Below are 26,732 nucleotides of genomic sequence, written 5' to 3'. Positions count from 1 at the left end.
CGGGTCAGCCGTCGACGGTGACGTCGTTCCAGGGCAGCTGCGGCTCCACCCAGGGGAAGACGACGAAGAGCAGCAGGGCGCAGACGGCGAGCGCCAGCACCAGCGCCTCCAGCGTCTTCGCGCCCCTCCCGCCGGGCAGGGAACGCCAGATCCAGCCGTACATCGCAGCCTCCTCGGTCAGCTCTCGCGCAACGCCGGCGGGCCGTCGGGCATCTCCGCCTTGGGGATGCCCGCGCCGTCGAGCTCCGCGTGGATGATCAGCCGCTGCTTCGCGGAGAACCGCGGGTGGCAGGTCGTGAGCGTGAGGTAGGAGCCCGTCGGCCCGACGGCGACATCGGCGTTCGGCGTCGGGGCGATGACCGAGACGTCGCTCGGGCTGACGATCTGCATGCCGGGGATCCCGCTGGGGTCGGCGTCGACGTCGCCGGTCGCCGGGTCGCCCAGCACCCGGTACACGAACCAGGTGTCGGCGGTCTCCACGACGATCGGGTCGCCGGCGCGCATCGCGTCCAGCTCCAGGAAGGGCGAGCCCTTGCCCACGCGGTGGCCGGCCAGCGCGACGTTGCCGGGCTCACCGGGCATCGCCGTGTCGGCGTAGTGGCCCGGGCCCTGCGAGAGCTCGTTCTCGGTGGTCCCCTCGAGGATGACGCGCGCGTAGTCCTCGCCCAGCCGCGGGATCCGCAGGACGCCGAACGCGTCCCCGATCTCCACCTGGACCAGGCCGGCGTCGGCGGGGGCGTCCTCCCAGCGCTCCTGCAGCTCGGCGCTGAGCTGGCCCTGCCGGCGGTCGGTGAGCAGGTCGGTGACGTACACCTCGTAGACGACGAACAGGAGCAGCACCAGACCGGCCGTCACGAACAGCTCGCCGATGCCGCGGGACACCACCTGCCACCGCGGTTCGCGGCGCCGGGGGCCGCCGGCCGGCTCCTCGCCGTCGTCGTCCCACGACGGGTCGTCCCACGACTGGTCGTCCCAGGAGCCATCGACCGAGGTGCCGCCGTCCGAGGGGATGTCGTCCCAGGACCCGTCGTCCGAGACGAGCTGGTCCCAGTGCTCGTCCCACGGCCCGTCGTCCCACGGGCGTTCGGCCGAAGGGGCGTCGGCGACGGTGCCCGCCGGGCTGCCACCCCCGGCCGGGCGCGCGCCGTACCGCGGCGCGGCGGCGCGACTGGATACCGGCGGTACGGGCGGGCGACCGAGCACCGGCACCACGTCGGGCTCGGCGACGCGGTCCCACCGCTGCGTGGGACGGGTGTCGTCCTCGCGCCGTCCCCGGTCCGGGTCCGCCATACCGTGCCCCCGGTCGTCGGCCTGCGTGCACGCCCGTGGCGCGCCTCGCCAGATGTTAAGTGACGGAACAGGTGCTCAGCGTGATCCGACGCGCCGTGGGACGCCGGAGGCCCGGGCCCGCCGGTGAGGGCGGGACCCGGGCCCCAGATGCGTCGTGCGGCCGTACGGATCAGGCGGCGCGACGGCGGGCGGCACGCAGCAGCGCGCCACCCGCGGCGAGCGCCACCAGTCCGCCCACCACCGGCACGGCGATGTCGGCACCGGTGGAGGCCAGCGTGGTGCCGGCGCCGGTGGGCGCCGTCGTCTCGTCCTCGGCGGGTGCGGCGACGGTGACGTCCAGGCGGAGGAAGCGCTCCGTGCCGTCCGGCGCGAAGCCGGAAGCCACCAGGCTGTGCTGGCCCGCCGCGAGATCGGCCGGCACGGTCACCGCCGTGCGGAAGTCGCCGTTGCCATCGGTGGTCGCGGTCCCCAGCAGCCGCGGCTCGGAGTAGATGACGATGGCCACCGTCGAGTTCGGCCGGAAGCCCGTGCCGATGACGACCAGCTCGTCGCCCGGGGCGGCGCTGGTGATGTCACCCTTGTCGGTGGTCAGGGTCAGCGACGTGGTGGGGACCGTGGCCGGCACCCGGGGGGTGTCCGCCTTCTCCTCCGGGGTCGGCTCCGGAGCCGGCGGGGTGCTCGTGACCGGGGCGGACGGCGTGACGGTCAGCGCGTTGCTGATCGCGCCCGGTCCCCGACCACTGGTGGCGCGCACGACCACGATCGCCGGCGTGCCGTTGGTCAGACCCGGGACCGTGCCGGTACGCGCGCCATCCTTGGTCGAGGTCGTGGTCAACGGTGCCCAGGCGTCCTTGTCCACCCGGTACTCCCAACCGGTGACCGCCGTCCCCGTGTCGGTGCCGGGGGTGAAGGCGACCGTGGCCGAGCCGTCGCCCGCGGTCAGGGCCGTCAGCGTCGGAGCGTTCGGCGCGGGGCAGTCGACGTAGTTTCCGCTGACCGAGCCGTTGCCGCCGATCTCACTGACACCGTTCACCGTGGCCGTCTCGGGCGCCAGATTCGAGCCACCACCGCCACCGGCGCCGTCCTCACCGTCGCTGCCCCCGGCGCCGCCGCCGTAGAGGCCGCCGCCACCACCGCCCGCATTGTGGCCCGTGGCCGCACCACCGACCCCGCCGATGCCGTCGCCGCCCGTCCCGGAGCTCCAGCCGGACGCGCCGCCGGCGCCGGGCGCCGAGGCCGTGCCGCCGGTGCCGCCGAGGACGCCCGCCGACTCGTCGACGCCCTTCACGCCGACCGGGCCGGCGTTCCCCCCGCCGACGTAGTAGCCGCCACCACCGCCGCCGCCGGCGATGATCAGCGGCGAGCCGTCGAGGAGGAGTGCGCTGCGCCCGCCGCCGCCACCGCCGAAGTGACCGTTGCCACCACTGGGCTGACCGCCGCTGCCGCCGCCTAGTCCCTCGAATCCCGGGATGTCGAACGGGGCGCCGCTCTGGCCGGCCACCAGTTCGAAGACCTGGCCGGGGGTCGCGGGCAGGCGGGCCTCGACGCGCCCACCCAAACCGCCGTTGCTGTGGTTGCCGCCGCCACCGGACGCCCCCGACACCACCCAGTCGACGGCGCACACGCCGGCCGGGATGGGCTCCGTCATCGTCGACGCCGACGTGGTGCCCCAGGAGATGTCGGTGGGCAGGTCCGCCTGCGCGACGCCGCCGACCGCGAGAACTGTCGTGGAGAGGCCCATCGCACCGACGGCCACGAGGCCCAGGGCACGACGAGATGGAGACGTGGAACGCACGCCGACCCCCGTGATGATCGAACCCGGGACGCCGGGCGCGGACGCCCGGAGCCGGGCGACGGAGCACGGGACCACGCGCACTCCGGCGCTCCGGTGGCGCAACGCCGCCTGGCACGGGCGTGCCTGCGCGTTACCCGTTCGTGATCCTGGATCGCCGACGACCGGCCGACGCGCTCGTGGATGCAGTCGAAACTGTGCCGAACGCCGTCCGGCGGGTTGTCAGGTCACGGGACGCTCGTCGGGCGCCCGGCGGGTGCCCGACGCCGTCGTCACCACCCTGCCGGGGCGGCGACTCGCGTCACCGGATCTGCACGCCGGAGATCGTGCGGGCGATGACCAGGCGCTGGATCTCCGAGGTCCCCTCGAAGATGGTGTAGATCTTCGCGTCCCGCGCCATGCGCTCGACGGGGTAGTCGCGGGTGTAGCCGTTGCCGCCGAGGATCTGCATCGCCTGCTCGGTGACCCGCACCGCGGTCTCCCCGGCGACGAGCTTGGACATCGAGCCCTCGGCCGCGGTGAACTGCTGCCCGTTGCGCGCCATCCACGCGGCCCGCCAGACGAGCAGGCGGGCGGCGTCGATCCGCGTCCGCATGTCGGCGAGCTGGAAGGCGATCGCCTGGTTCTCGATGATCGGCCGGCCGAACTGCACCCGCTGCTTCGCGTAGTCAAGCGCGTAGTCGTAGGCGGCCCGCGCCACCCCGACGGCCTGCGCGCCGACCGCCGGCCGGGTGCGCTCGAAAGTGGCCATCGAGGGCTGGGTGCGCCCGCTCTTCGCGCCCTCGCGGGCACGGGCGAGGCGCTCCTCCAGCCTCTCCCGCCCGCCGAGCAGGCAGTCACCGGGGATGCGGCACTCGTCGAGGACGACCTCAGCGGTGTGCGAGGCGCGGATGCCGTGCTTCAGGAACTTCTGCCCCTGGCTGATGCCCTTCGTGCCCGGCGGGACGACGAAGCTGGCGTGCCCGCGCGCCTTGAGCTCGGGGTCCACGACGGCGGTGACCACGTGGATGTCGGCGATCCCGCCGTTGGTCGCCCAGGTCTTGGTGCCGGTCAGCACCCACTCGTCGGTCGCCTCGTCGTAGACCGCCCGCGTCCGCATGGCGCCGACGTCGGACCCGGCGTCGGGCTCCGAGGAGCAGAAGGCGGCGACCTTCGGCTGGGCTTCCGTGCCGAACATGGCCGGGATCCACTGGCCGACCTGCTCGTCGGTGCCGTTCGCACGCACCGAGGCCGCGGCCAGCGTGGTGCCGACGATCGCCAGCCCGATGCCGGCGTCACCCCAGAAGAGCTCCTCCATGGTGAGCGGGATGCCGAGGCCGGATTCGTCGAACCACTGGGTGGCGAAGAAGTCGAGCGAGTAGAGCCCGATCTTCGCCGCTTCCTGCAGCACCTCCCAGGGGAAGGCCTCCCGCTCGTCGTACTCGGCGGCCGCCGGGCGGACGACGGTCGCGGCGAACTCGTGCACCCACTTCTGCAGCTCGACCTGGTCCTCGGTGAGCTCGAACGACACGGCCATGCGGGTTCTCCTGTCAGTGCAGCCCGTTGATCATCGGCATCTGGTGGCCGTCACCGGCGTGTCGACCGGCCATTCGCCGATGATCGACGACGGAAAGAGCCCCTGGTCAGCGCGGACGGATGGTCCCGACCAGGTGTTCGGTGCCGGAGTTCGCGTTGCGGACGGCAGCATCCCAGCCGCCGTCGGCCTGCGCGGTGGCGAGGGTGACCGTCGAGGGCAGGAACAGCGGCTTGCGGAAGGCGACGTCGACGCCGAACGCCTCGGGCAGCCGGTTGCCCACCGCCGCCAGCACGCGGGCCTTCACCCACATGCCGTGCGCGATCGCCCGCTTGAAGCCGAACGCCTTCGCGGTGAGCCCCGAGAGGTGGATCGGGTTCACGTCGCCGGAGACCGTGGCGTACCGGCGGCCGGCGTCGGCCGGGACCCGCCAGGTGGCGACCGGGCGCTCCAGGTCCCCCACCGCTACCGTCACATCGCTTTCCGGTGCACCCTCGGGAGCGCTGGCTCCCCGCGCCAGGTACGTCGAGCGGCTCCGCCAGACCTCCTCGCCGCCGGCCGAGACCGACGCGCACAGGTCGACCGTCGCCCCGCGTGGATGGCGGGCGAACCGCTCCGCCCACACCTCGAGGTCGAGCTCCTCGGTGACGCCGACCGGCCGCAGCACGTCGATCCGGTTGCGCACGTGCACCAGCCCGGGCAGGGCGAGCGGGAACGCGCGGTCGGTCATCAGCGCCGTCTGCAGCGGGAAGGTGAGCACGTGCGGGTAGGTCGCCGGCAGCGAGTCCGTCAGCGGGAACCCGCAGACGCGCGCGTAGTCGGCGAGGTGCGCGCCGTCCACCGCCACCCCGGTGCGCGCCAGCCGGGTGTTCGGCAGCTCCCCGCCCCGGCCGCGCGCGGTGAGCGCCGCCTTCGCGAACAGCGCCGCCATGTTCGGCGGCCCGTCGAACTCCGTCGTCGCCACCTCAGGCCCCCAGCATCGACTGGCCGCAGACCCGCACGGTCTGCCCGTTGACCCCGGCGCTGGCCGGCTGCGACAGCCAGGCGATCGTCTCGGCGACGTCGACCGGCAGCCCGCCCTGCTGCAGCGAGTTGATCCGCGAGCCGATCTCCCGGGTGCCGAAGGGCATCTTCGCCGTCATCTCGGTGACGATGAAGCCCGGCGCGACAGCGTTGATCGTGGCGTTCCGGCCGGCGAACTCCGGCGCCCAGGCGCGCACCATGCCGATGACGCCGGCCTTGCTCGCCGCGTAGTTGGTCTGGCCACGGTTGCCCGCGATGCCCGACTGCGAGGACACGCAGACGACGCGGGCGCCGGGCCTGAGCGCGCCCTCGGCGTCCAGCAGCGCCTGGGTGATGTCCAGCTGCGCCTGCAGGTTCACCGCCATCACCGAGTTCCAGCGCGCGGCGTCCATGTTGACCAGCAGCTTGTCGCGGGTGATCCCGGCGTTGTGCACGACGACGTCGACCCCGCCGTGCCGCGCGACGAGCTGCTGCACCAGCCGCGGGCCGGCGTCCTCGGCGGTGATGTCCAGCGCCACGGCCGTGCCGCCGATCTCGTTCGCGACCTTCGCCAGCTGCTCCCCCGCGGCCGGGACGTCGACGGCCACCACGTGGGCGCCGTCCCGGGAGAGCACCTTCGCGATCGCCGCGCCGATGCCACGCGCGGCGCCGGTGACGACGGCGACCTTGCCGGCCAGCGGCTTCTCCTCGTCGGGGTTGGCCGGGACGTCGGCCGGCGAGACGGTGAGCAGCTGCCCGTCGACGTAGGCCGAGCGGCCGGAGAGGAAGAACCGCAGCGAGCTCGCCAGCGACGCCTCGGCGCCCTCGGGGACGAACAGGGCGTTGGCCGTCGACCCGTTCAGCAGCTCCTTGCCGATGGAGCGGACCAGTCCGTCCACCGCCTGGCGGGCCGCCGCCTGCGCCGGGGAGCCGGCGTCCGACGGCGGGTCGGCCAGGACCAGCACCCGGCCGGAGGCGCGCAGCCGCTTGATCGCCGGGGCCAGGAAGTCGTGTGCGCTGGCCAGGTCGGCCGGCCCGGTCAGCCCCGTCGCGTCGAGGACGACCGCGCCGAGCTTCTCGCCGTCGGTGCCGCCGTCGGCGGTGACCGGCGACTGCACCGTCACCCCGGCGTCCCGGAGGACGGCGGTGACCGTGTCGCGCAGCCGGCCCTGGCCGGCGGAGCCGACCACCACCGGCCCCGGCAGCAGCGGCTGCCCGGGCTCGTAGCGGCGCAGCTCCGCCGGCCGCGGCAGGCCGAGCTGCTTGGTGATCGTGGTGCCGAAGCCGGAATTGGCGAAGTTCGTGTACCAGTCAGCCATTGTTCAGTGCCTCCAGGAAGGGGATCGGGAGCGCCTGCCCACCGCTGCGGCCACCCGAGCGGACGTGCAGCCGGGCCGTGGCGCGGCTGCACGTCCGGTCGTGCGGGTGGAGCCGGCGAGTGCGCGAGGTCAGGACTCGAGGATGGCGACGACGCCCTGGCCGCCGGCGGCGCAGATGGAGATCAGGCCACGCTTGCCGGGGCCCGCCTCGTGCAGCTGCTTGGCCAGCTGGGCGACGATCCGGCCGCCGGTCGCGGCGAACGGGTGCCCCGCCGCCAGGGACGAGCCGTTGACGTTGAGCTTGGTCCGGTCGATCGAGCCCAGCGGGGCGTCCAGGCCCAGCTTCTCCTTGCAGTAGGCCGGGTCCTCCCAGGCCTTCATCGTCGCGAGCACCGTCGAGGCGAACGCCTCGTGGATCTCGTAGAAGTCGAAGTCCTGCAGGGTCAGCCCGTTGCGGGCCAGCAGCACCGGGACGGCGTAGACCGGCGCCATGAGCAGCCCCTCGCCGCCGTGCACGTAGTCGACGGCGGCGGTCTGCGCGTCGACGAGGTGCGCCAGCACCGGCAGCCCCTTGGCGTCGGCCCACTCGTCGGAGGCCAGCAGCACGGCCGAGGCGCCGTCGGTGAGCGGGGTCGAGTTGCCCGCGGTCATCGTGGCGTCGGGGTCGCCCGTGCCGAACACCGGCTTGAGCTTCGCCAGCTTCTCGACGCTGGAGTCCGGGCGCAGGTTGTTGTCGCGGGCCAGCCCGAGGAACGGCGTCACCAGGTCGTCGAAGAACCCGCGGTCGTAGGCGGCGGCCATGAGCTGGTGCGAGCGGGCGGCGAGCTCGTCCTGCTCCTCGCGGCCGATCCCCCACTCCCTCGCGGTGATCGCGGCGTGGTCGCCCATCGCCAGGCCGGTGCGCGGCTCGGCGTTGCGCGGGATCTCCGGGGCGATCATGCCCGGGCGGATCCGGCCGAGGACCTTGAGCCGGTCCTGCCACGTCCTGGCGTTGTTCAGCGCGATGAGCACGCGGCGCAGGTCCTCGCTGACCGCGAGCGGGGCGTCGGAGGTGGTGTCGACGCCACCGGCGATGCCGGACTCGATCTGCCCCAGCGCGATCTTGTTGGCGACGAGGATCGCCGCCTCCAGCCCGGTGCCGCACGCCTGCTGCACGTCGTACGCCGGGGTGGTCGGCGAGAGCTTGGAGCCCAGCACCGACTCGCGGGTGAGGTTGAAGTCGCGGGCGTGCTTGAGGACGGCGCCGGCCACCACCTCGCCCACCGACTCACCCTGCAGCCCGAAGCGGGCGACCAGCCCGTCGAGCGTGGCGGTGAGCATGTCCTGGTTCGACGCCTGCGCGTAGGCGGAGTTGGACCGCGCGAACGGGATCCGGTTGCCGCCGACGATCGCGGCCTTGCGGGTGGCCGGGTTCTGGGTAGCCATCGGGACCTCCGAAGTCGGGTGGGACTGGCCGGTACCAACAGTACCCGGTACCGTGAGTTCCGTGAAACTCGAGGCGGTGGGAGTGGAGACGACGGCCCCGTCGCCGGGAGAGGCGGCCGCGGCCGTCCGGGACCGGCGCAGCTCGCGGTGGGACGAGCACCGCCGTGCCCGCCGCGCCGCACTGGTCGATGCCGCCGTCGCCGCGATCGGCCGGCACGGCGCCGGCGTCGGCATGGACGAGATCGCCGCCGAGGCCGGCACCAGCAAGACCGTCGTCTACCGGCACTTCGCCGACCGCACCGACCTGTACGTGGCCGTCTGCGCGCGGGTCGCCGAGCAGCTGCTCCCCCGGCTGCGGGCGGCGATGGAGCACGCAGGTTCCCCACGCGAGATGACCACCGCGGCCGTCGAGGCCTACCTCGCCTTCTGCGAGGCCGACCCCGAGCTGTACCGGTTCGTCGTCCACCTGCACCCGACCGACCGCCCCGTCGACGCCGACCCGATCGACAACCTCTCCGACCTGGTGGGTGACGAGGCGGCCGGGCTGCTGCGCACCGCCCTGACCCGGGCCGGCCGCGACCCCGCGCCCGCCGACCCGTGGGGGCACGGACTGATCGGCCTGGTCCGCGCCGCCGCCGACTGGTGGCTGCGGGCCGACCGGCCGATGCCCCGGGCCGAACTGGCCGCCCACCTCACCGACCTGGCCTGGTCCGGGCTCACCGGCGTCGTCCCGGTGCCCGACCGCGGACCCGACCGACCCGCACCGACCGCACGACCGACGTCCCAGGAGGAACAGTGACGAGCACCCTGCCGACCACGGTCGACCCGGCCCACCTGCAGGAGGCCCTCGACGGCCGCTGGGCGCACGTGCGCCGCGACGCCCGCGAGAACCTGCACGACCCGGAGATGCTGCCGGTCTACGGCGAGTCGATGACCGAGGCCCGGGAGCGGGTCACCCGCATGGCGGCGAAGCTGGCCGACTCCGGCCGCGTGACCCTGGGCTTCCCCAAGGAGTTCGGCGGCGAGGCCGACGCCGGCGGCTCGGTCACCTCGATCGAGATGCTCGCCTTCGTCGACCTCTCGCTCATGGTCAAGGCCGGCGTCCAGTGGGGGCTCTTCGGCGGCGCCGTCCAGCTGCTCGGCACGCGCCGGCACCACGAGACCTACCTGCGCGACATCATGAGCTTCGACCTGCCCGGCTGCTTCGCGATGACCGAGACCGGGCACGGCTCCGACGTCCAGCAGCTGCGCACCACGTGCACCTACGACCCGGCGACGCAGACGTTCGACCTGCACACCCCGCACGAGGCCGCGCGCAAGGACTACATCGGCAACGCCGCCAAGGACGGGCGGATGGCGGTCGTCTTCGCGCAACTGGTCACCCAGGGGAAGAACCACGGCGTGCACGCCTGGCTGGTGCCCATCCGCGACGAGGACGGCAACCCGATGCCCGGCGTCACCATCGGCGACGACGGCCCCAAGGCCGGGCTGCTCGGCGTCGACAACGGGCGGCTGACGTTCGACCACGTCACGGTGCCGCGCGACATGCTGCTCGACCGCTACGGCCAGGTCGCCGAGGACGGCACCTACACCTCCACCATCGAGAACGAGACCCGCCGCTTCTTCACGATGCTCGGCACGCTGGTGCGCGGCCGGGTCAGCGTGGGCGGCTCCGCCTCGGCGGCCACCAAGCTGGCCCTCGACATCGCCGTCCGGTACGGCAACACCCGCCGCCAGTTCGCCGCCCCCGGCGAGGAGCGCGAGGTCGTCATCAACGACTACCTGGTGCACCAGCGCAAGCTGCTGCCGGCGCTGGCGAAGACCTATGCGCTGCACTTCGCCCAGAACGAGCTGGTGAGCACCATGCACGACGTCCAGACGGCGGTGCACGAGCACGGCCAGGGGATCGACGAGCAGGCCCAGCGGGAGCTGGAGTCGCGCGCCGCCGGGCTCAAGGTGGCCCAGACCTGGCACGCCACCCGCACCATCCAGATGTGCCGCGAGGCGTGCGGCGGCGCGGGCTACCTGCAGGAGAACCGGCTCCCCCACCTCAAGGCCGACACCGACGTCTTCACCACGTTCGAGGGCGACAACACCGTCCTGCTGCAGCTGGTGGCCAAGGGTCTGCTGACCGGTTACCGGGACGCCTTCGGCTCGCTCGACGGCTGGGGCCGGGTCGGCTTCGTCGCCGACATGGTGCGCGAGACGGTGCTGGAGCGGACGGCGGCCCGCGCGCTCCTCCAGCGGCTGGTCGACGCCGTCCCCGGCCGGGACGACGAGGTGCCGATGCGCGACCGCGGCTGGCAGGCCAAGATGCTCGAGTTCCGCGAGAAGCACGCGCTCGAGGGCGCCATCCGGCGGCTGCGCAACAACTCCACCACCGAGGGCATGGCTCCGTTCGACGTCTTCAACGACGTCCAGGACCACGTGCTGAAGACCGCCGAGGCGCACATCGACCGGATCGTCCTGGAGGCGTTCGTCGAAGGGGTGGACCGCGTCAGCGACCCCGCGGCGAAGGCGCTGCTGGACACCCTGTGCGACCTCTACGCCCTCTCGACCATCGAGGCGGACAAGGGCTGGTTCCTGGAGCACGGGCAGCTCACCCCGGCCCGGGCCAAGGCGCTCACGGCCACGGTGAACGGTCTGCTCAAGCAGCTGCGGCCGCACCTGACCACGCTGGTCGACGCCTTCGCCATCCCGGCGGACTGGAAGGCCGCGGCGATCCTGGAGGAGGAGCCGGCCCGGCAGGAGGCGATGGCCGCCCGCGACGCCGAGCTGCGGGCGAGCACCCCCGCCGGGACGGCGACCGACCTGGACGTCCCGCCCGGCCAGTAAGAGGACCCCCCGTGCCCCCCGGCCCTCGCAGGCTCGGGCCGGGGCCCTGCACGGGGGCCGCTCCAGCACGTCGCGACGAGCCGCCCCTCGCGGGCTCGGGTCAGCTCAGCCGGACGGCGAGGACGGCGACGTCGTCCTCCGCGTCGGGCAGGAACATGCGCTCGAGCACCCGGTCGCACAACTCGTCGAGGGGCAGCCCCTCGCACTCGCCGAGCACCTCCAGCAGCTGCTCGGTGCCCTCGTCGATGTCGCGGTCCCGCCGCTCGACCAGCCCGTCGGTGTAGAGCAGCACCGTGGCGCCCGACGCGAGGACGGCGACGTGGTCCTCCCGCGCCGTCTCCGGCGCCACGCCCAGCAGCAGGTCGGCCTGCTTGCCGTCGAGGAGGACGACGCTGCCGTCGGAGGCCAGCAGCACCGGCGGCGGGTGCCCCGCGTTGGCCCAGCGCAGCCGCATCCGGCCGGCCTCGTCGCCGGGCTCGGGCTCCAGCTGGGCCACCAGCGCGGTGGCCATCGTGTTCAGCGCCAGGCCGTGGACGGCCCGGTCGAGCTCGGTGAGCACCTCCGCCGGAGAGCCACCGCTGGAGTAGCTGATGCCGCGCAGCAGGCCGCGCACCTGGCCCATCGCGGCGGCCGCCCGGGTGTCGTGGCCGACGACGTCGCCGATCGCCAGCACGGTGGTGCCGCCGCGCTGCAGGAACGCGTCGTACCAGTCGCCGCCGATCTCGGCGCCCTCGGCGGCCGGCACGTACCGGACGACGATCTCGCAGTGCTCCGGCTGCGGCGGCTCGGTGAGCATGCTGCGCTGCAGGGCGTCGGCCAGGTCGCGCTGCTGCCCGTACAGCCGCGCCTGGTGGAGGGCCAGGCCCGCCCGCCGGCCGATCTCCACCGCGGTGTCCACCTCGGCCTCCCCGAGCGGGCCCCGGTGCTCAGCGGTGAACAGCCCGAGCGCGCCGAGCCCCTGCCCTCGCGCCACCAGCGGCACGACGACGGCGGAGGCGGCGCCCAGCCGGGCGAAGAGCTCCCGGGTGGCGGGGTCGGGCAGCGCGCGGGCGACGTGCTCGCCGTCGATGTCCGGCAGCACCATCGGGCGGCCGGTGGCGGTCACCTGCCGCGCGGCCGACTCCTCGGTCATCTCCGCGACCATCGCCCGGACGTAGGCCTGCACCTCCTCGCGGCGTGCGGGGTCGCGGTGGCTGCTGGCCAGCCCGTGCAGCCGGCCCTGCTCGTCGGTGACCAGGATCCAGCACCAGTCGGCCAGGGCGGGCACGACCAGCGCGGCGAGCTGACCGATCTGCTGGTCGATGTCCAGGGTGCCCGAGAGGACCCGGCCGGCGTCCGCGAGCAGCCGCAGCCGCTGGTTGGCCTGCGCCATCGCCGCGACCGCTGCACCGCGCTCGGCGTCGGCCTGCAGGCGCGAGACGCTCAGCGCGATCTGCGCGGCCAGCGCCTCGAGCACCTCGACGTCGTCGGCGGTGAACTCGTGCTCGGTGGTCCACGCCGCGAGGAAGGCCCCCAGGAGCCGCCCCTCGATGCGCAGCGGGATCGTCGCCAGCGCCCCCAGCCCGAGCAGCTCGACGACCGGCTCCAGCGCCGGGAACCGGGCAACCGCCTCGCCGGGGTCGCCGAGCAGCAACCGGCGCCCGTGCCGGGCCGCGTGCTGCGCGGGGAGCGCGTCGTCCATCGGGAGGACGACGCCGTCCTCGAGCCAGGCGTCCGGCGCGCCCTCCCGGACGGTGGCGACCATGTTGCCGGTCATGCGCAGCCGCAGCGGACCGCCCGACGAGTCGAAGACCGCCAGAGCGCTGGACTCCGCGCCCAGCACCTGCGCTCCGCGCAGCGCGATGTCGGCGAGCTGGTCCAGCCGGGCGGCGTTCGCCAGCTCGGCCGCCACCTCGGCGATGGCGGCGGCCCGCTGCACGGCGGTGAGCCGCCGCTGCGCCTGGCCGCGGGCCTCGGTGATGTCGACGGCCGTGCCGAGGACCCGCGCCGGTGCGCCGGTCGCGTCGGCGACCACGCGGCCGCGGGCGAGCACCCAGCGGGTGGCGCCGTCCTCGCGCAGCGCCCGGAACTCGATGGTGTAGTCGCTGCGGTCCTCGATCGCCACCCGCATGGCCTCGGCCATCGTGGCGTGGTCGTCGCGGTGCACGTGCGACTCGAGGACGTCGTCCAGCGAGTTCAGCTCCACCGCGGACTCCAGGCCGAACAGCGCCGCGCACCGGTCGTCCCAGTGGATCGTCCCGGTACGCAGGTCCCGTTCCCAGATGCCGACGGAGCTCGCCTCCAGCGCGACCTCGAGCCAGGCCCGCGAGGTGCCGACCGCCGACTGCGCCGCCGAGAGCTCCAGCTCGGCGACGACGGAGGCCGCCAGCTGCTCCAGCAGCTCGGCGGCGTCCTCGGACCAGCTCCGCGGCGCCGCGTCGTACACGGCCAGCGCGCCCACGACCTGCCCCGAGGCGGCCATCAACGGCGCGCCCAGGTAGGCCCCGACCTCGCCGGAGGCGACGGCGGGCAGATCCGCCACCCGCGGGTCCTCCGCGGCCGCCGCGACCTTCAGCGGCCGGCCCTGGCGAACCGTGATGGCCGAGAGGGCGCCGGTCGCCAGCGCCGGCCCCCCGACCACGCCGGCGGGCAGCCCGTACCCGCCGACGACGACGTCGTGGTCGGTGAAGAGGGTGACCTTCGCGTGGCCGGCGTCCACGAGCCGGGCGGCCAGCGCCGAGAGCCGGTCGAAGGCCGCGGGCCCCGGGACCTCCAGCAGCAGCCGGCGCGCCGCCGCCACGCGCAGCGGATCGGTGAGCGGGTCCGGCTCGACCTGCCCGTCCGGGACGGCGGAGCCTCTCGTGGCCACGCACCCTCCACCCGGCGTCCGCTGCCCCCGGGCCGGGGGCGTCCTCCGCACATGCTGGCACGGCTTCCCGACGGATCCGGACGGGTGTCCCCGCCGGCGGCGCGGCGCGTCTCCCCCCGCCGGGTGAGGGCGCATAGCTGCGGTCAAGGAGCGGAGCGCACCGGTCGATCCCCTGACCATGCTGGGCACGCGCACGATCGGTCTGCCGGACTGCCGTCCGCTGCTCGCCGACGCCGACGACCTGACTCTCGTGTTCCAGCCGATCGTCGACCTCGCCGCGGCGAGCATCGCCGGCTACGAGGCGCTGGCCCGCTTCCCCGGCGCGGCCGGGCCCGACGTCTGGTTCGCCGCCGCCACCGAGGCCGGGGTCGCTGCCGAGCTCGAGGCGCTGGCCATCCACAAGGCGCTCGCCGCGGTCGACGCGCTGCCCGCCAACACCTTCCTGACGGTGAACGTCAGCCCGCACCTGCTGGGCACCGACGTGATCCAGACCGCCCTGGCCACCCGGCCCGACCTGCACCGCGTCGTGGTGGAGCTGACCGAGCACACCCCCGTCGACGACCTGTCCACCCTGCGCCAGCAGACCGACGCCCTGCGGCAGCGCGGTGCGCTCATCGCCCTCGACGACGCCGGCAGCGGCTACTCGGGGCTGCAGCAGCTGGCCGCCGTCCGGCCGCAGCTGGTGAAGCTCGACCGTGCCCTCGTCTCCGACGTCGACGGCGACCCGGTGCGCATGGCGCTGGTCGAGATGATCGGCGAGTTCGCCGGGCGCATCGACGCCTGGCTGCTGGCCGAGGGCGTGGAGACCCCCGCGGAACTCGCCGCCGTCACCCGCCTCGGCGTGCCGCTGGCCCAGGGCTGGCTGCTCGGCCGCCCGGCCCCGGAGTTCCGGCCACTGGACCCCGAGGTCGCCCGGCTGGTGCGCGCCCACGTGGCACGCGCGCGGCTGACCGACAGCGTCGCCAGCCTGCTGCGCCCGGTGCGCCAGTACGTGCTCGGCGAGGACGTGCCCGCCACCCCGCCGGCCGTCGTGGTGGGGCCGCACGGCGAGCCCGCGGCGCTGCTGCTCTGCGACCCGCGGACCGGTGAGGTGCACACCGCGCCGGTCTCGCTGCGGGTGCACCCCTCGACCGACATCGGCGACGCGCTGCGCCGGGCGCTCACCCGACCGCCCGCCCACCGCTTCGACCCCGTCGTCTGCACGGACCCGACCGGCCACGTGCTCGGGCTGCTGCGGATCGAGGACCTGGCCTCCAGCGCCAGGTCCGATCGCTGACCCCACCAGAGGAGAGACCCCCATGAAGCGTTTCGCCTGCGGCGACGTCATCCCCGGCTGCGACGCCACGTTCACCGCGGCCGACGAGGACGGCATCTTCGCCCAGGCGGTGCCGCACGGCGCCGCCGCGCACGGCATCCACGAGGTCGGCCCCGAGCTGGTCGCGTCGGTCCGCTCGCACATCGTCGACGTCTGAGGGAGGTCCTCCGCCGGCGCGCTCCCGCGAGCCCCGGGGGCGCCCCCGGGGCCTGCCGCCCCGGCGCGTCGCCCGGCCCGCGGAGGGGCGTTACCGCTGTGACCGGCGGGTCTGCTGCGGGGTTTCGCGGTACCCCCCACTGGCCAGGACAGCAGGCGGCATGACACCGTGCTGCCGGCCCGGACTCCCGCGAGACGGGCCGGCCGCACCCCGCGACGAGCGCGGGTGCGGGAACCCCGGCGGCGCGCCGCGCGTCCGGGAGGGAAGACCCGGCTGAGTGCCGAGCACACGGCACCGCCACCGCCTACGAGAGGAAACACATGAACAAGGCCGAACTGGTCTCCGCCATCGCCAAGCGCGCCGACGTCCCGGCCTCGACCGTCGACTCGGTCCTCGCCGGCCTGCAGGACGAGCTGGTCGACGCCATCACCCGTGGCGAGAAGGTCGCCGTCTCCGGGCTGATCACCGTCGAGCGGACCCAGCGTTCCGCCCGCACCGGCCGCAACCCGCAGACCGGTGAGTCGATCGACATCCCCGCGGCCAACACCGTCAAGGTGACCGCCGGCTCGAACCTCAAGAAGGCCGCGAGCTCCGTCCCGGTCTGATCGCAGGTCGCGCCCGCAGCCGGGCGGACGCCGAGACCCCCGTGTGTCCCGGCTCACAACGGCGTGAGTCAGGATGCCGGTCGAGGCGTCGCCCGGCGGCGGACGGCGCCCGGGACCCGGAGGTGCGCGTGAGCGACGAACTGCAGGTGGTCACCGACCCGGCCGAGGTGGGCATGGACCCCGCCCGGTTGGGACGCCTGGACGGCCGGCTGGCCCGCTACGTCGAGGACGGCCAGCTGCCCGGCTTCCTGGTGACGGTCGCCCGGCACGGGAAGCTGGTGCACGTCGGGCGCTACGGCTCCCGCGACGTGGAGAACGGCCTCCCCGTCGAGCTGGACACCCGGTGGCGGATCTTCTCGATGACGAAGCCGGTCACCTCGGTGGCGGCGATGATGCTGTACGAGGAAGGCGCCTTCCAGCTCACCGACCCGATCTCGCGGTGGCTGCCCGAGTTCGCCGAGACCCGGGTCTACGTCGCCGGGTCGGCGATGAAGCCGGTGACCGCCCCGCAGGTGGAGCCGATCCGGATCTGGCACCTGCTGACCCACATGTCGGGGCTCACCTACGGCTTCCACCACGCCCACCCCGTGGACGCGATGTACCGCACGATGGGGCACGAGTGGGGCACCCCGCCGGGCGCGGACTCCGCCGAGGTCTGCCGGCAGTGGGCCTCGGTGCCCCTGGTGTTCCAGCCCGGCAGCGAGTGGAACTACGGCGTCTCCACCGACGTCCTGGGCAGGCTGGTCGAGGTCGTCTCCGGGCAGCCGCTGGACGAGTTCTTCGCTTCTCGCATCTTCGGGCCGCTCGGCATGGCCCAGACGTCGTTCGGGCTGCGCCCCGAGGACGACCCCGACACCCTGGCCCGGCTCTACGCCGCCACCCCCGGGCAGCCGGGTGGCGCGCCCACGGGCTTCGCCCCGCTCGACGCCATGGGGCAGGCGGCGCTGAGCAAGCCCGCGTTCCTCTCCGGCGGCGGCGGGCTGGTCTCCACCGCCGGGGACTACCTGCGGTTCGCGGAGATGCTGCGCCGCGGTGGCGCCTACGACGGCGGCCGGCTGCTCGGCCCGCGCACACTCGCGCACATGGTGCGCAACCACATCCCCGGCGGCCAGGACCTGGAGAGCTTCGGCCGTCCGCTCTTCGCCGAGACCCCGCTGCGCGGGGTGGGCTTCGGTCTCGGGGTCTCGATGGTGATCGACCCGACGCGCTACGGCGTCGTCTCGAACATCGGCGACTACAGCTGGGGCGGGGCGGCGTCCACGGCGTTCTACGTGGACCCGGTCGAGGACATCACCGTCGGCTTCTACACGCAGCTGCTGCCCTCGAGCACCCTGCCGATCCGCAACTACCTGCGCCAGCTCGTCAACCAGGCCCTCGTCGACTGACGCGTCTGGGCATAGGAAGCTTTACCTGCGTCCCGGCGGTCAGAACGCGGGTAAAGCTTCCTATGCCCGAGCGCCGCGGCGTCAGAGGTAGCGGCGGTAGACGACGGTGGCGACCATCGCCGGCTTGCTGCCGCCCTCGACCTCCATGGTCACGGCGAGGTTCATCTGGATGCCGCCCTCGAACGGCGTCGCCGCCTCGAGCGTGGCACCAGCCCGCACCCGTGCGCCCACGGGCACCGGGGAGGGGAAGCGCACCTTCTCCGTGCCGTAGTTCACGCCCATGCGGAACCCGCCGATCTCCACGATCTGCGGCATCAGGGAGGGCAGCAGCGACAGCGTCAGGTAGCCGTGCGCGATCGGCCCGCCGAACGGGCTCTCCTTCTTCGCCCGCTCCGGGTCGACGTGGATCCACTGGTGGTCGCCGGTCGCCTCGGCGAACTGGTTCACCTGCTCCTGGGTGATCGTCACCCAGTCGCTGTGGCCCAGGTGCTGCCCGACCAGGCCCTGGACCCCCTCGACGCCGTGCGCCGTCGTCTGCGCCATCTGTCTGCCTCCTCGTGGACGGTCTGGTTGGCTGACTCCACCACACACCACGATCGGACGGGGAGCGGGTTGCTGCGACTGGGGGCCCTCGAGGTGCCGGACGGCGCGTTCGCGGTCATGGCGATCGTGAACCGCACCCCCGACTCGTTCTACGACCGCGGCGCCACCTACGAGCTGGCCGCGGCGGTGGAGCGCGTCGACCGGGTGGTCGCCGAGGGTGCGGACATGGTGGACGTCGGCGGGGTGAAGGCCGCGCCCGGCGAGGAGGTCTCCCCCGCCGAGGAGGTGCGCCGGACCGTCGACCTCGTGGCCGCCATCCGCGCTGCACACCCGGCGCTGCCGATCTCGATCGACACCTGGCGGGCGGAGGTCGCCCGGGAGGCGCTGGCCGCCGGCGCGGACATCGTGAACGACGCCTGGGGCGGGGTCGACCCGGAGCTCGCGGCGGTGGCGGCCGAGGCGGGCGCGGGGATCGTGTGCACCCACGCCGGCGGGCTGCCGCCGCGCACGCGGCCGCACCGGATCGCCTACGCCGACGTGGTCGCCGACATCGTCGCTCGGACGACGACCCTGGCCGAGGCGGCGGTCGCGGCGGGGGTGGCGCGGGAGCGGGTGCTGGTCGACCCGGGGCACGACTTCGGCAAGAACACCCGGCACTCGCTGGAGGCCACCCGCCGGCTGGGCGAGCTCGTGGCCACCGGCTGGCCGGTCCTCGTGGCGCTGTCGAACAAGGACTTCGTCGGCGAGACCCTCGACGTCCCCGTCGGGGAACGGCTCACCGGCACGCTCGCGGCGACCGCGGTGAGCGCCTGGCTGGGGGCGCGGGTGTTCCGCGCCCACGACGTCGCCGCGACCCGCCAGACGCTGGACATGGTGGCGTCCATCCAGGGCACCCGCCCGCCGCTCCGCACCGTCCGCGGCCTCGCCTGATGATCAGGTGACCTGATCGTTATGGGTCCTGGCTCAGCGTCGACGGTGAGCCAGGACCCCGCACGGTGAGCCAGGAGGTCGCCCGGCGAGGCGGGTGCCGGTCGCCGTCCCGAGGGCGCTCGCTACGTTGCCAGCCATGTCCGCCACCGGGTTCCTGACCGCCGACGAGCTCAACGACCTGCTGCCGGGCACCTTTCCGGGCCTGCTCGGAATCGTCGTCGACACCCACGAGCCCGGCCGGCTCACGAGCCACCTCGACATCCGGCCCGAGCTGCTGGCACCCAACGGCTACCTGCACGCCGGCACTGTCGTCACCCTGGCCGACACCAGCTGCGGGCTGCCGACGCGGGCGCTGCTGCCCGCGGGCTCCAGCGGGTTCACCACGATCGAGCTGAAGAGCAACCACCTGGGCACCGCGCGCGAGGGGCGCATCGCGTGCGAGGCGACCAACGTGCACGCCGGGCGGACGACCCAGGTGTGGGACGCCGTCGTGCGCAACGCCGACACCGGGAAGACCATCGCGCTGTTCCGCTGCACGCAGTCGGTGCTCTGGCCCCGCTGATCGGGCGAACCCGCCGGTAACCCCCTTGTGAGCGGGGACACCGCGGGTGTGAGACTGGCGCCACACACCCTGCGAGGAGGAACACCCGTGGCGCTGTCCAGCCCTTATCCCGACGTCGAGATCCCGAACGTCTCCGTCCCCGAGTTCGTCCTGGCGGCCGGCCGGGAGAAGCCCGATGCACCGGCGCTGATCGACGGCCTCAAGGGCGACGTGATCACCCACGGTCAGCTGGCCCAGTACGTGGACCGGGTCGCCGCCAACCTGCACGCCCGCGGGCTGCGCAAGGGCGACGTCGTCGCCGTCTTCTGCCCGAACACCCCGTGGTTCCCGGTGGTCTTCCACGGCATCGCCGCGGCCGGCTGCGTGATGAGCCCGATCAACTCGCTTTACACGCCCGAGGAGATCGCCTTCCAGCTGAAGGACTCCGGGGCGAAGATGCTCATCACCATCTCGCTGTTCATGGACCGCGCCAGCGCGGCCGTGGAGAAGTCGCCGGTCGACGAGGTCATCGTGCTCGACGGCGCCGAGGGCCACGCCAACCTGTTCGACCTGCTCGGCGCCGACGCCCCGAGCGTCCAGGTGGACATCGACCCGGCCAACGACCTGGTCACGCTCCCCTACTCCAGCGGCACGACCGGGCTGCCCAAGGGCGTCATGCTCACCCACCGCAACCTGGTGGCGAACGTCGCGCAGTGCCGCCCGCTGATCCAGCTGGGCGAGGAGGAGCGGATCATCGCCGTCCTGCCGTTCTTCCACATCTACGGCCTCACCGTGCTGATGAACCAGGGCCTGGCCTGGGGCGGCGCCGTCGTCACCCTCCCGCGGTTCGACCTCGAGGACTTCCTGCGCACCATCCAGGACCACAAGATCACCCGGGCGTTCGTGGCGCCGCCCATCCTGCTGGCCATGGCCAAGCACCCGCTGGTCGACCAGTACGACCTCTCCTCGCTGACCTCGATCCTCTCCGGCGCCGCCCCGCTCGACGAGCAGCTCGCGCTGGCCGCCCAGGACCGGCTGCGCAAGGGCGCCGACACCGGCGTCTCGGTCGGCCAGGGCTACGGGATGACCGAGCTCTCCCCGGTGTCGCACACCACGCCCGACCCGGGCGCGGAGCCGCCCGGCGTCACCAGCGAGGTGCCGAAGGGCTCGGTCGGCTACGCGGTGCCCAACACCGAGTGCCGGCTGATCGACCCGGGCACGGGTGAGGACGCCGCGCCGGGCGAGCGCGGCGAGCTGTGGGTGCGCGGCCCGCAGGTGATGAAGGGCTACCTCAACAACCCCGACGCCACCGCCGGCACCATCGACAGCGAGGGCTGGCTGCACACCGGCGACGTCGCGATCGTCGACGAGCACGGCCGCTACACCGTCGTCGACCGGGTCAAGGAGCTGATCAAGTACAAGGGCTACCAGGTGGCCCCGGCCGAGTTGGAGGCCGTGCTGATCAACCACCCGGAGATCGCCGACGCCGCGGTGATCGGGGTGCCGGACAAGGAGAGCGGCGAGGAGCTGCCCAAGGCGTTCGTGGTGCGGGCCCCCGGCTCGGAGCTCACCGAGGACGCCGTGATGGCCTACATGGCCGAGAAGGTGGCCCCGCACAAGAAGATCCGCTTCGTCGAGTTCATCGAGCAGGTGCCGAAGTCGGCGGCGGGCAAGATCCTGCGCAAGGACCTCAAGGCCCGGGCGTAACCGACGACGACGGCGCCGCATCCCCCCGGGGGCGCGGCGCCGTCGCGCGTCCGGGGGCGGATCCCTCCGGCCGGCCCCGGACGGTCACCGGCGGCACCGCCGTCACCCGCTTGTAGGCCCGGGAGAAGGCGGCCTCGGACTCGTAGCCCAGCTGCCGGGCCAGCTCGTTGACCCGGGCACCGCGGGCGAGCGCGGCCGTGGCGAGGTGCATCCGCCAGCGGGTCACGTAGCGCAGCGCGGGTTCGCCGGCGAGCTCGGTGAAGCGAGCCGCGAACGCCGAGCGCGACATCCGCGCCTCACGGGCGAGCCGGTCCAGCGTCCACGCCGCGCCCGGCTCGCGGTGCACCGCCGCGACCGCCCGGCCCACCTGCGGGTCGCGCAGCGCGCGCAGCCACCCGGGCCCGGTGGCCCCGGTGTCCAGCCACCCGCGGATCGCCTGCACCACGATGACGTCGGCCAGCCGGGTGACCACCGCCTCGGCGCCGGGCCGGTCCTGGCGCACCTCGTCGGCGATCATCCCCAGCAGCACCGACAACCAGCCCGCGCGCGCGTCGCCGGCCTCGACCAGCAGCACCGGGGGCAGCAGGTCGAGCAGGTGCAGCGCACCCGGCCGCTCGGGCTCGACCACCCCGCAGATCAGCCGGGACGGCGCCCCGCCGCCGTCGATCCGCAGCACCGAGTAGTGCTCGCCGAGGTAGTCCTGCGGCAGCAGGTCGGCCCGGCCCGCGATCGGCGCGCCCGGATCGCTGCGCAGCAGGTGCCCGCGCCCGTGCGGCACGAGCGCCAGGTCCCCGGCCCGTAGCTGGTGCACCGTGCCGTCGACCTCGAGCAGGCAGCCGCCCTCGGTGACCACGTGGAAGCTCATGCAGCCCGCAATCGCGGGCATCTCCGCGCCCCAGGGTGCCCGGCCCTCGGCGCGGCAGTAGAACGTGCCGCGCATGCGCAGGTCGCCGAGGACGCCCCCGAGCGGGTCGACGGGAGCCCAGGGGGCGGCGGGGTCGACGGCCATGCCGAGAGCCTGACCGCGCGGGGACCGCCAGTCCAGATCCGCTGGACGAACGGTCATGGAACGGCGACGGACGGGCGTTCTCCCGACTGCCCGTCCAGACCAGGGTGGACGACGTCGGCAACGCGCCGGCAGCACCTCCACCACCGAAGGAGCGGGTCATGCGAGTACTGGTCGTGGGAGCGACGGGCGGTTCGGGTCGGGCAGCGGTCGACGCCCTGGTCGCCCGAGGACACGAGGTCACCGCGTTCGCGCGGGCGGCGGGCACGGCGTTCGGCGGACGGCGCGGCGTCCGTGGGGTCGACGGGGATGCGACGAGCGCGGCCGACGTCGGCCGGGCCGTGGACGGCCAGGACGCCGTCGTGGTCGCTCTGGGCATCGCCGAGCCCGCGCTGAGGGTGCGGCTGCGCGGCAGTTCCGGCACACCCCTGGACGTGCGCTCGCGGGGGACCGCCACGGTGGTCGCCGCGATGCAGCGGCACGGCGTGCGCCGGCTCGTCGTCCAGTCGTCCTACGGGGTCGGCGAGACGCGCGACCGGCTGCCGTTCACCTCACGGGTGGTCTTCGCCCTGGTTCTCCGCCCGCAGATCGCCGACCACGAGCGGCAGGAGCAGATCGTGCGGGCCAGCGCGCTGGACTGGACGATCGTGCAGCCGGTCTACCTGACCGACGGCGACGAGGCCGCCACGACGTCCCGGACGGGCGGGACGGACGGGATGAAGGTGTCCCGCCGGGCCGTCGGCGCGGTGCTCGCCGACCTCGCCACCGCCAGCGACGCCGTGGGCAGCACCGTCGCCGTCTCCGGCGCGGCAACGGCGCCCGACGCTAGCCTGCGAGCGGCGTAGGGCAAGAGCGGCCCCCTGCCGGCGCCCGACGCGAGCCTGCGAGCGGCGTAGGGCAGGAGCGGCCCCCTGCAGGGGCCCGATGCGAGCCTGCGAGCGGCGTAGGGCAGGAGCGGCCCCCTGCCGGCGCCCGACGCGAGCCTGCGAGCGGCGTAGGGCAGGAGCGGCCCCCTGCAGGGGCCCGATGCGAGCCTGCGAGCGGCGGGGGGCAGGGGGTCCTTCTAGGGTCGGGCCATGCGCGCGGTGACGATCAGCGAACCCGGCGGCCCGGAGGTGCTCACCTGGGCCGAGGTCCCCGACCCGGTGTGCGGCCCCGGCGAGGTGCTCGTCGACGTCGCGGCCGCCGCGGTGAACCGGGCCGACCTGCTCCAGCGGCAGGGTTTCTACCCGCCGCCCAAGGGCGCCAGCGAGATCCTCGGCCTGGAGTGCAGCGGCGTCGTCAGCGAGGTCGGCGAGGGCGTGACCGGCTGGTCGGTCGGCGACGAGGTGTGCGCGCTCCTCTCCGGTGGCGGCTACGCCGAGCGGGTCGCCGTCCCGGCCGGGCAGCTGCTGCCCAAGCCCGCCGGGGTGGAGCTGGCCACGGCGGCCGCGCTGCCCGAGGTGACCTGCACGGTGTGGTCGAACGTGTTCATGCTGGCCCGGCTCGGCAGGGGCGAGACCTTCCTCGTCCACGGCGGGTCCAGCGGCATCGGGACCATGGCCATCCAGCTCGCCGCCGGCGCCGGGGCCCGCGTGCTCACCACCGCCGGCACCGCGGCCAAGCTGGACGTCTGCCGCGAGCTCGGCGCCGAGGTCGCGATCAACTACCGCGACGAGGACTTCGTGGAGCGCGTGCGCGAGGCGACCGACGGCCGCGGCGTCGACGTCGTCCTGGACAACATGGGCGCCAAGTACCTGGCCCGGAACCTGGAGGCGCTGGCCGTCGGGGGCCGGCTGGTGATCATCGGCATGCAGGGCGGGTCGAAGGCGGAGCTCGACATCGCCACGCTGCTGCGCAAGCGGGCGGCGGTGCACGCCACCGCCCTGCGTTCGCGGCCGGCGACCGGCCCCGGCGGCAAGGCCGACATCGTCGCCGCGGTGCGGCACGACGTGTGGCCCGACGTCGAGCGCGGGACGATCCGGCCGGTCGTCGACCGGCGGCTACCCATGGCGCGGGCGGCCGAGGCGCACCGCGTCGTCGAGGCGAGCGAGCACGTCGGGAAGGTGCTGCTCCTCCCCGGCTCCTGAAAGAGGACCCCGTCCTCCTCACCCCTCGCACGCTCGGGGCGAGCCTCGGGACGGGGCCGTCAGCGGGGACGCAGCCCCGCGACCGCGTCGATGATCCGGCCGACCTCGTCGGCGGTGTTGTAGTGCATGAGCCCCAGGCGCACCGCGCCCCCGCTCTCGTTCACCCCGAGGGCGTCGAAGAGTTCCCGGGCGTAGAAGTCACCGTCCCAGGCGCAGATGCCTGCCCGGGCCAGCTCTGCGGCCACCTGGCGGGGGCGCATGCCGGCGACGGTGAACGACAGCGTGGGGGTGCACCGCTCGGGCTCGCCGAGGACCTGAACGTGGCGCATGGCCCGCAAGGCCTGGTCCAGCCAGTCGAACAGGTCGCCCTCGTGCCGGGCGACGGCGGCCATCGACGCCCGGAGCCGGTCGCGGCGACTGCCGATCGCCTCGGCGCAGAGCCCGGCCAGGTGGTCGACGGCGGCGCTCACCCCCGCGTACAGCTCGAACGGCGGCACCCCCGTCTCGAACCGGTCGGGCACCCGGTCCGACGAGGGCAGCAGCTTGTCCGGCCGCAGGTACTCCAGCAGCTCCGGGTCGGCCACCAAAGCAGCGACGTGCGGCCCGCACCACTTGTAGGCCGACACCGCCAGGAAGTCCGCACCGAGCGAGCCCTTGTCGAGGAACACGTGCGGGGCGGCGTGGACGGCGTCGACGTAGACCAGCGCACCGACCGCGTGCGCCTGTGCGGCGATGCCGGCGACGTCGGGCCGGGTGCCCAGTGCGTTGCTGGCGGCGGTGACCGCCACCAGCCGGGTGCGCCGGGTGAGCAGGTCGGCGTACTGCCAGGCGGGCAGCTCGCCGGTCTCGATGTCGACCTCCGCCCAGCGCACCTGCACCCCGGTGGTCGCGGCCAGCTGCAGCCACGGCCGGACGTTGGCGTCGTGGTCCAGCCGGCTGAGCACGATCTCGTCACCGGGGCGCCAGGTGCGGGCCAGCGCGCGGGCCATGCCATAGGTCAGCGCGGTCGCGCTCGGCCCGAGGACGACGCCGCCGGGCCGGCCGCCGACCAGGTCGGCCACGGCGGCCCGGGCACCGGAGACCAGCGCCTCGGCCCGCCCGGACGCCGGGAAGACCCCGCCCCGCTCGGCGATCGGCGTGCGCAGCGCGGAGCCGACCGCGTGGGCGACGTTCTCGGGCACCAGCGAGCCGGCCGGGCCGTCGGCGTGGACGTAGCCGTCGGACAGACCGGGGAAGAGACCGCGGACCCGAGCGACGTCCAGCCGGCCCCCCGATGCCATGGTCCGACCCTAGTTCCTGCCCCCGGTCGGCCCGCACTCTCCCGGCCCCCGGCGGAGCGTCCGCGCCACCGGGCAGGATGGGTGGCATGACTGCACCGCAGAACGGCAACGAGCGCCCCCAGCAGGTCGTCGTGGTCGGGCCGGACGGGCGTCCGGTCGGCACCGTGCCGATGCCCCAGGGGGCCGACGACGAGGGCAACGGGGGCATGGACGTCGGCGAGCTGGTGGAGCAGCCCGCGAAGGTCATGCGGATCGGCACGATGATCAAGCAGCTGCTCGAGGAGGTCCGCGCGGCCCCCCTCGACGACGCCAGCCGCAACCGGCTGCGCGACATCCACGCCTCCTCGATCCGCGAGCTGGAGCAGGGCCTGGCCCCCGAGCTGCGCGAGGAGCTGGCGCGCATCTCGCTGCCGTTCAGCGAGGGCGAGACGCCCTCGGACGCCGAGCTCCGGATCGCGCAGGCGCAGCTCGTGGGCTGGCTGGAGGGCGTCTTCCACGGCATCCAGACGGCGCTCTTCGCCCAGCAGATGGCCGCCCGGGCCCAGCTGGAGGAGATCCGGCGGAAGGCCCTTCCCGGCGGGCAGCACCCGGCGGGCCAGCCGGACCTCCGTCCGGGTGGCGGCCAGTACCTGTAGCGCGCGATCCGACCGGAACCCACCGGTTCCCCTGACCGGGTGACGCTGGTCGCCGGCGGTTTCCGGGGGCGGGCCCGCGCTCACTGACGGTCCGGCGCCGGGACCGCCCCGGCCCCATCCCGGGAGGATCCCGTGACCACTCAGCAGTCGAGCAGCCCGTCCACGCGCAGCGGCCAGAACGGCCTGGCGATCGCCTCGCTCGTCACCGGCGCCGTCGGCGTCGTCTTCGCGATCCTGTTCGCGATCATCGGCCTGGCCCTGGGCGTCGTGAGCGTGGGCCTGGGCGTCGCCGCCCGGCGCAACAGCACCCGCACCGGCCAGGCCACCGCCGGTCTGGTGCTCGGTGCGGTGGCGGTCGTCGCCGCCGTCGTGAACATGGTGATCGCCTACAACGTGCTCACCTGAGCCGGACGCGCGACGGCGCCGCCCCCGGGTCGGGGGACGGCGCCGTCGGGCGTGCCGGGTTGGTTCAGACGGTGAAGCGGGCGACCGCCTCCTGCAGCTCCCCGCTCATCCGGGCCAGCTCCGCGGCGGC

The 26,732-nt window shown here is 74.3% G+C and carries 23 protein-coding genes and 1 pseudogene; 13 read left to right on the top strand and 11 right to left on the bottom strand.

Going from position 1 to position 26,732, the window contains the following annotated elements; all coding sequences use genetic code 11:
- Positions 1 to 4 precede the first annotated feature (4 nt).
- The 7 genes from ACI799_RS17605 to ACI799_RS17575 all read right to left on the bottom strand — a co-directional run bounded on the left by ACI799_RS17605 (position 5) and on the right by ACI799_RS17575 (position 8,341).
- A complete protein-coding gene (locus ACI799_RS17605) occupies positions 5 to 163 on the bottom strand; it encodes a hypothetical protein (RefSeq protein ID WP_456590603.1) in 159 nt (52 codons plus the stop codon).
- 14 nt (positions 164 to 177) lie between these two features.
- Positions 178 to 1,290, bottom strand: coding sequence for a class E sortase (locus tag ACI799_RS17600; RefSeq protein ID WP_456590602.1), 1,113 nt, complete (start codon positions 1,288 to 1,290; stop codon positions 178 to 180).
- A gap of 169 nt (positions 1,291 to 1,459) precedes the next feature.
- On the bottom strand, positions 1,460 to 3,046 hold the full coding sequence (locus ACI799_RS17595) for a fibronectin type III domain-containing protein (RefSeq protein ID WP_456613575.1): 1,587 nt from the start codon (positions 3,044 to 3,046) through the stop codon (positions 1,460 to 1,462).
- Between the two features lie 337 nt (positions 3,047 to 3,383).
- Entirely contained in the window at positions 3,384 to 4,598 is a 1,215-nt protein-coding gene (locus ACI799_RS17590; RefSeq protein WP_456600226.1) for an acyl-CoA dehydrogenase family protein, read from the bottom strand.
- Positions 4,599 to 4,704: 106 nt separating this feature from the next.
- Positions 4,705 to 5,559 carry a MaoC family dehydratase gene (locus ACI799_RS17585; protein ID WP_456613574.1) on the bottom strand — a complete coding sequence of 285 codons (855 nt, stop codon included), beginning with the start codon at positions 5,557 to 5,559 and terminating at the stop codon, positions 4,705 to 4,707.
- Position 5,560: 1 nt separating this feature from the next.
- Positions 5,561 to 6,916: a 3-oxoacyl-ACP reductase gene (locus tag ACI799_RS17580; protein WP_456613573.1), complete on the bottom strand. Its 1,356-nt coding sequence runs from the start codon at positions 6,914 to 6,916 to the stop codon at positions 5,561 to 5,563.
- 129 nt (positions 6,917 to 7,045) lie between these two features.
- Positions 7,046 to 8,341: an acetyl-CoA C-acetyltransferase gene (locus ACI799_RS17575; RefSeq protein WP_456613572.1), complete on the bottom strand. Its 1,296-nt coding sequence runs from the start codon at positions 8,339 to 8,341 to the stop codon at positions 7,046 to 7,048.
- 61 nt (positions 8,342 to 8,402) lie between these two features.
- Here ACI799_RS17575 and ACI799_RS17570 point away from each other — a divergent pair, with 61 nt between their 5' ends.
- Both ACI799_RS17570 and ACI799_RS17565 read left to right on the top strand, forming a co-directional pair.
- Positions 8,403 to 9,140, top strand: a complete 738-nt coding sequence (locus ACI799_RS17570; RefSeq protein WP_456613571.1) for a TetR family transcriptional regulator — start codon at positions 8,403 to 8,405, stop codon at positions 9,138 to 9,140.
- The gene (locus ACI799_RS17565) at positions 9,137 to 11,176 is read left to right on the top strand and encodes an acyl-CoA dehydrogenase family protein (protein ID WP_456613570.1); all 2,040 of its coding nucleotides are present in this window, start codon (positions 9,137 to 9,139) and stop codon (positions 11,174 to 11,176) included. The genes ACI799_RS17570 and ACI799_RS17565 overlap by 4 nt, the downstream gene beginning before the upstream one ends.
- A 100-nt stretch (positions 11,177 to 11,276) precedes the next feature.
- Here ACI799_RS17565 and ACI799_RS17560 read toward each other — a convergent pair whose 3' ends face one another.
- Entirely contained in the window at positions 11,277 to 14,024 is a 2,748-nt protein-coding gene (locus tag ACI799_RS17560; RefSeq protein WP_456600220.1) for a SpoIIE family protein phosphatase, read from the bottom strand.
- 178 nt (positions 14,025 to 14,202) lie between these two features.
- Here ACI799_RS17560 and ACI799_RS17555 point away from each other — a divergent pair, with 178 nt between their 5' ends.
- From ACI799_RS17555 to ACI799_RS17540, 4 genes and pseudogenes are all read left to right on the top strand, one after another.
- Positions 14,203 to 15,300 (top strand): EAL domain-containing protein, encoded by a 1,098-nt coding sequence (locus ACI799_RS17555; RefSeq protein WP_456613569.1) that lies wholly within the window; start codon positions 14,203 to 14,205, stop codon positions 15,298 to 15,300.
- 22 nt (positions 15,301 to 15,322) lie between these two features.
- Positions 15,323 to 15,496: a DUF1059 domain-containing protein gene (locus ACI799_RS17550; protein WP_456590592.1), complete on the top strand. Its 174-nt coding sequence runs from the start codon at positions 15,323 to 15,325 to the stop codon at positions 15,494 to 15,496.
- Positions 15,497 to 15,801: 305 nt separating this feature from the next.
- Positions 15,802 to 16,101: pseudogene (locus ACI799_RS17545) on the top strand (HU family DNA-binding protein); the annotation flags it as partial.
- A 128-nt stretch (positions 16,102 to 16,229) separates the two neighbouring features.
- On the top strand, positions 16,230 to 17,486 hold the full coding sequence (locus tag ACI799_RS17540; protein ID WP_456590591.1) for a serine hydrolase domain-containing protein: 1,257 nt from the start codon (positions 16,230 to 16,232) through the stop codon (positions 17,484 to 17,486).
- A gap of 81 nt (positions 17,487 to 17,567) precedes the next feature.
- Here the strand turns inward: ACI799_RS17540 and ACI799_RS17535 are convergent, their stop codons facing one another.
- Complete coding sequence (locus ACI799_RS17535) at positions 17,568 to 18,029, bottom strand: MaoC family dehydratase (protein WP_456590590.1); 462 nt, start codon at positions 18,027 to 18,029, stop codon at positions 17,568 to 17,570.
- Between the two features lie 69 nt (positions 18,030 to 18,098).
- Here ACI799_RS17535 and folP point away from each other — a divergent pair, with 69 nt between their 5' ends.
- From folP to ACI799_RS17520, 3 genes are all read left to right on the top strand, one after another.
- Positions 18,099 to 18,959 carry a dihydropteroate synthase gene (gene folP / locus ACI799_RS17530; protein ID WP_456600217.1) on the top strand — a complete coding sequence of 287 codons (861 nt, stop codon included), beginning with the start codon at positions 18,099 to 18,101 and terminating at the stop codon, positions 18,957 to 18,959.
- A 136-nt stretch (positions 18,960 to 19,095) separates the two neighbouring features.
- The gene (locus tag ACI799_RS17525; protein WP_456590588.1) at positions 19,096 to 19,521 is read left to right on the top strand and encodes a PaaI family thioesterase; all 426 of its coding nucleotides are present in this window, start codon (positions 19,096 to 19,098) and stop codon (positions 19,519 to 19,521) included.
- Between the two features lie 87 nt (positions 19,522 to 19,608).
- The gene (locus ACI799_RS17520; protein WP_456613568.1) at positions 19,609 to 21,207 is read left to right on the top strand and encodes a 4-coumarate--CoA ligase family protein; all 1,599 of its coding nucleotides are present in this window, start codon (positions 19,609 to 19,611) and stop codon (positions 21,205 to 21,207) included.
- Here ACI799_RS17520 and ACI799_RS17515 read toward each other — a convergent pair.
- The gene (locus ACI799_RS17515; protein WP_456590586.1) at positions 21,191 to 22,216 is read right to left on the bottom strand and encodes an AraC family transcriptional regulator; all 1,026 of its coding nucleotides are present in this window, start codon (positions 22,214 to 22,216) and stop codon (positions 21,191 to 21,193) included. The genes ACI799_RS17520 and ACI799_RS17515 overlap by 17 nt on opposite strands.
- Before the next feature lie 158 nt (positions 22,217 to 22,374).
- Between ACI799_RS17515 and ACI799_RS17510 the strand changes: the two genes are divergently transcribed.
- Together ACI799_RS17510 and ACI799_RS17505 are read left to right on the top strand one after the other, a co-directional pair.
- On the top strand, positions 22,375 to 23,058 hold the full coding sequence (locus tag ACI799_RS17510; protein WP_456600216.1) for an NAD(P)-dependent oxidoreductase: 684 nt from the start codon (positions 22,375 to 22,377) through the stop codon (positions 23,056 to 23,058).
- Between the two features lie 231 nt (positions 23,059 to 23,289).
- On the top strand, positions 23,290 to 24,282 hold the full coding sequence (locus ACI799_RS17505) for an NAD(P)H-quinone oxidoreductase (protein WP_456613567.1): 993 nt from the start codon (positions 23,290 to 23,292) through the stop codon (positions 24,280 to 24,282).
- Between the two features lie 59 nt (positions 24,283 to 24,341).
- Here ACI799_RS17505 and ACI799_RS17500 read toward each other — a convergent pair whose 3' ends face one another.
- Entirely contained in the window at positions 24,342 to 25,562 is a 1,221-nt protein-coding gene (locus ACI799_RS17500; protein WP_456590583.1) for a cysteine desulfurase-like protein, read from the bottom strand.
- A gap of 86 nt (positions 25,563 to 25,648) precedes the next feature.
- On the opposite strand from ACI799_RS17500, the gene ACI799_RS17495 reads away from it, so the two are divergent.
- Together ACI799_RS17495 and ACI799_RS17490 are read left to right on the top strand one after the other, a co-directional pair.
- Positions 25,649 to 26,197 (top strand): bacterial proteasome activator family protein, encoded by a 549-nt coding sequence (locus ACI799_RS17495; protein ID WP_456590582.1) that lies wholly within the window; start codon positions 25,649 to 25,651, stop codon positions 26,195 to 26,197.
- A gap of 132 nt (positions 26,198 to 26,329) precedes the next feature.
- Positions 26,330 to 26,602 (top strand): hypothetical protein, encoded by a 273-nt coding sequence (locus ACI799_RS17490; RefSeq protein WP_456590581.1) that lies wholly within the window; start codon positions 26,330 to 26,332, stop codon positions 26,600 to 26,602.
- Positions 26,603 to 26,732: the final 130 nt, after the last annotated feature.

The sequence above is a fragment of the Blastococcus sp. SYSU DS0753 genome (assembly GCF_054051175.1).
The sequence above is the reverse complement of the archived record's forward strand: the minus strand, read 5'-3'. Positions and strand labels throughout refer to the sequence as shown.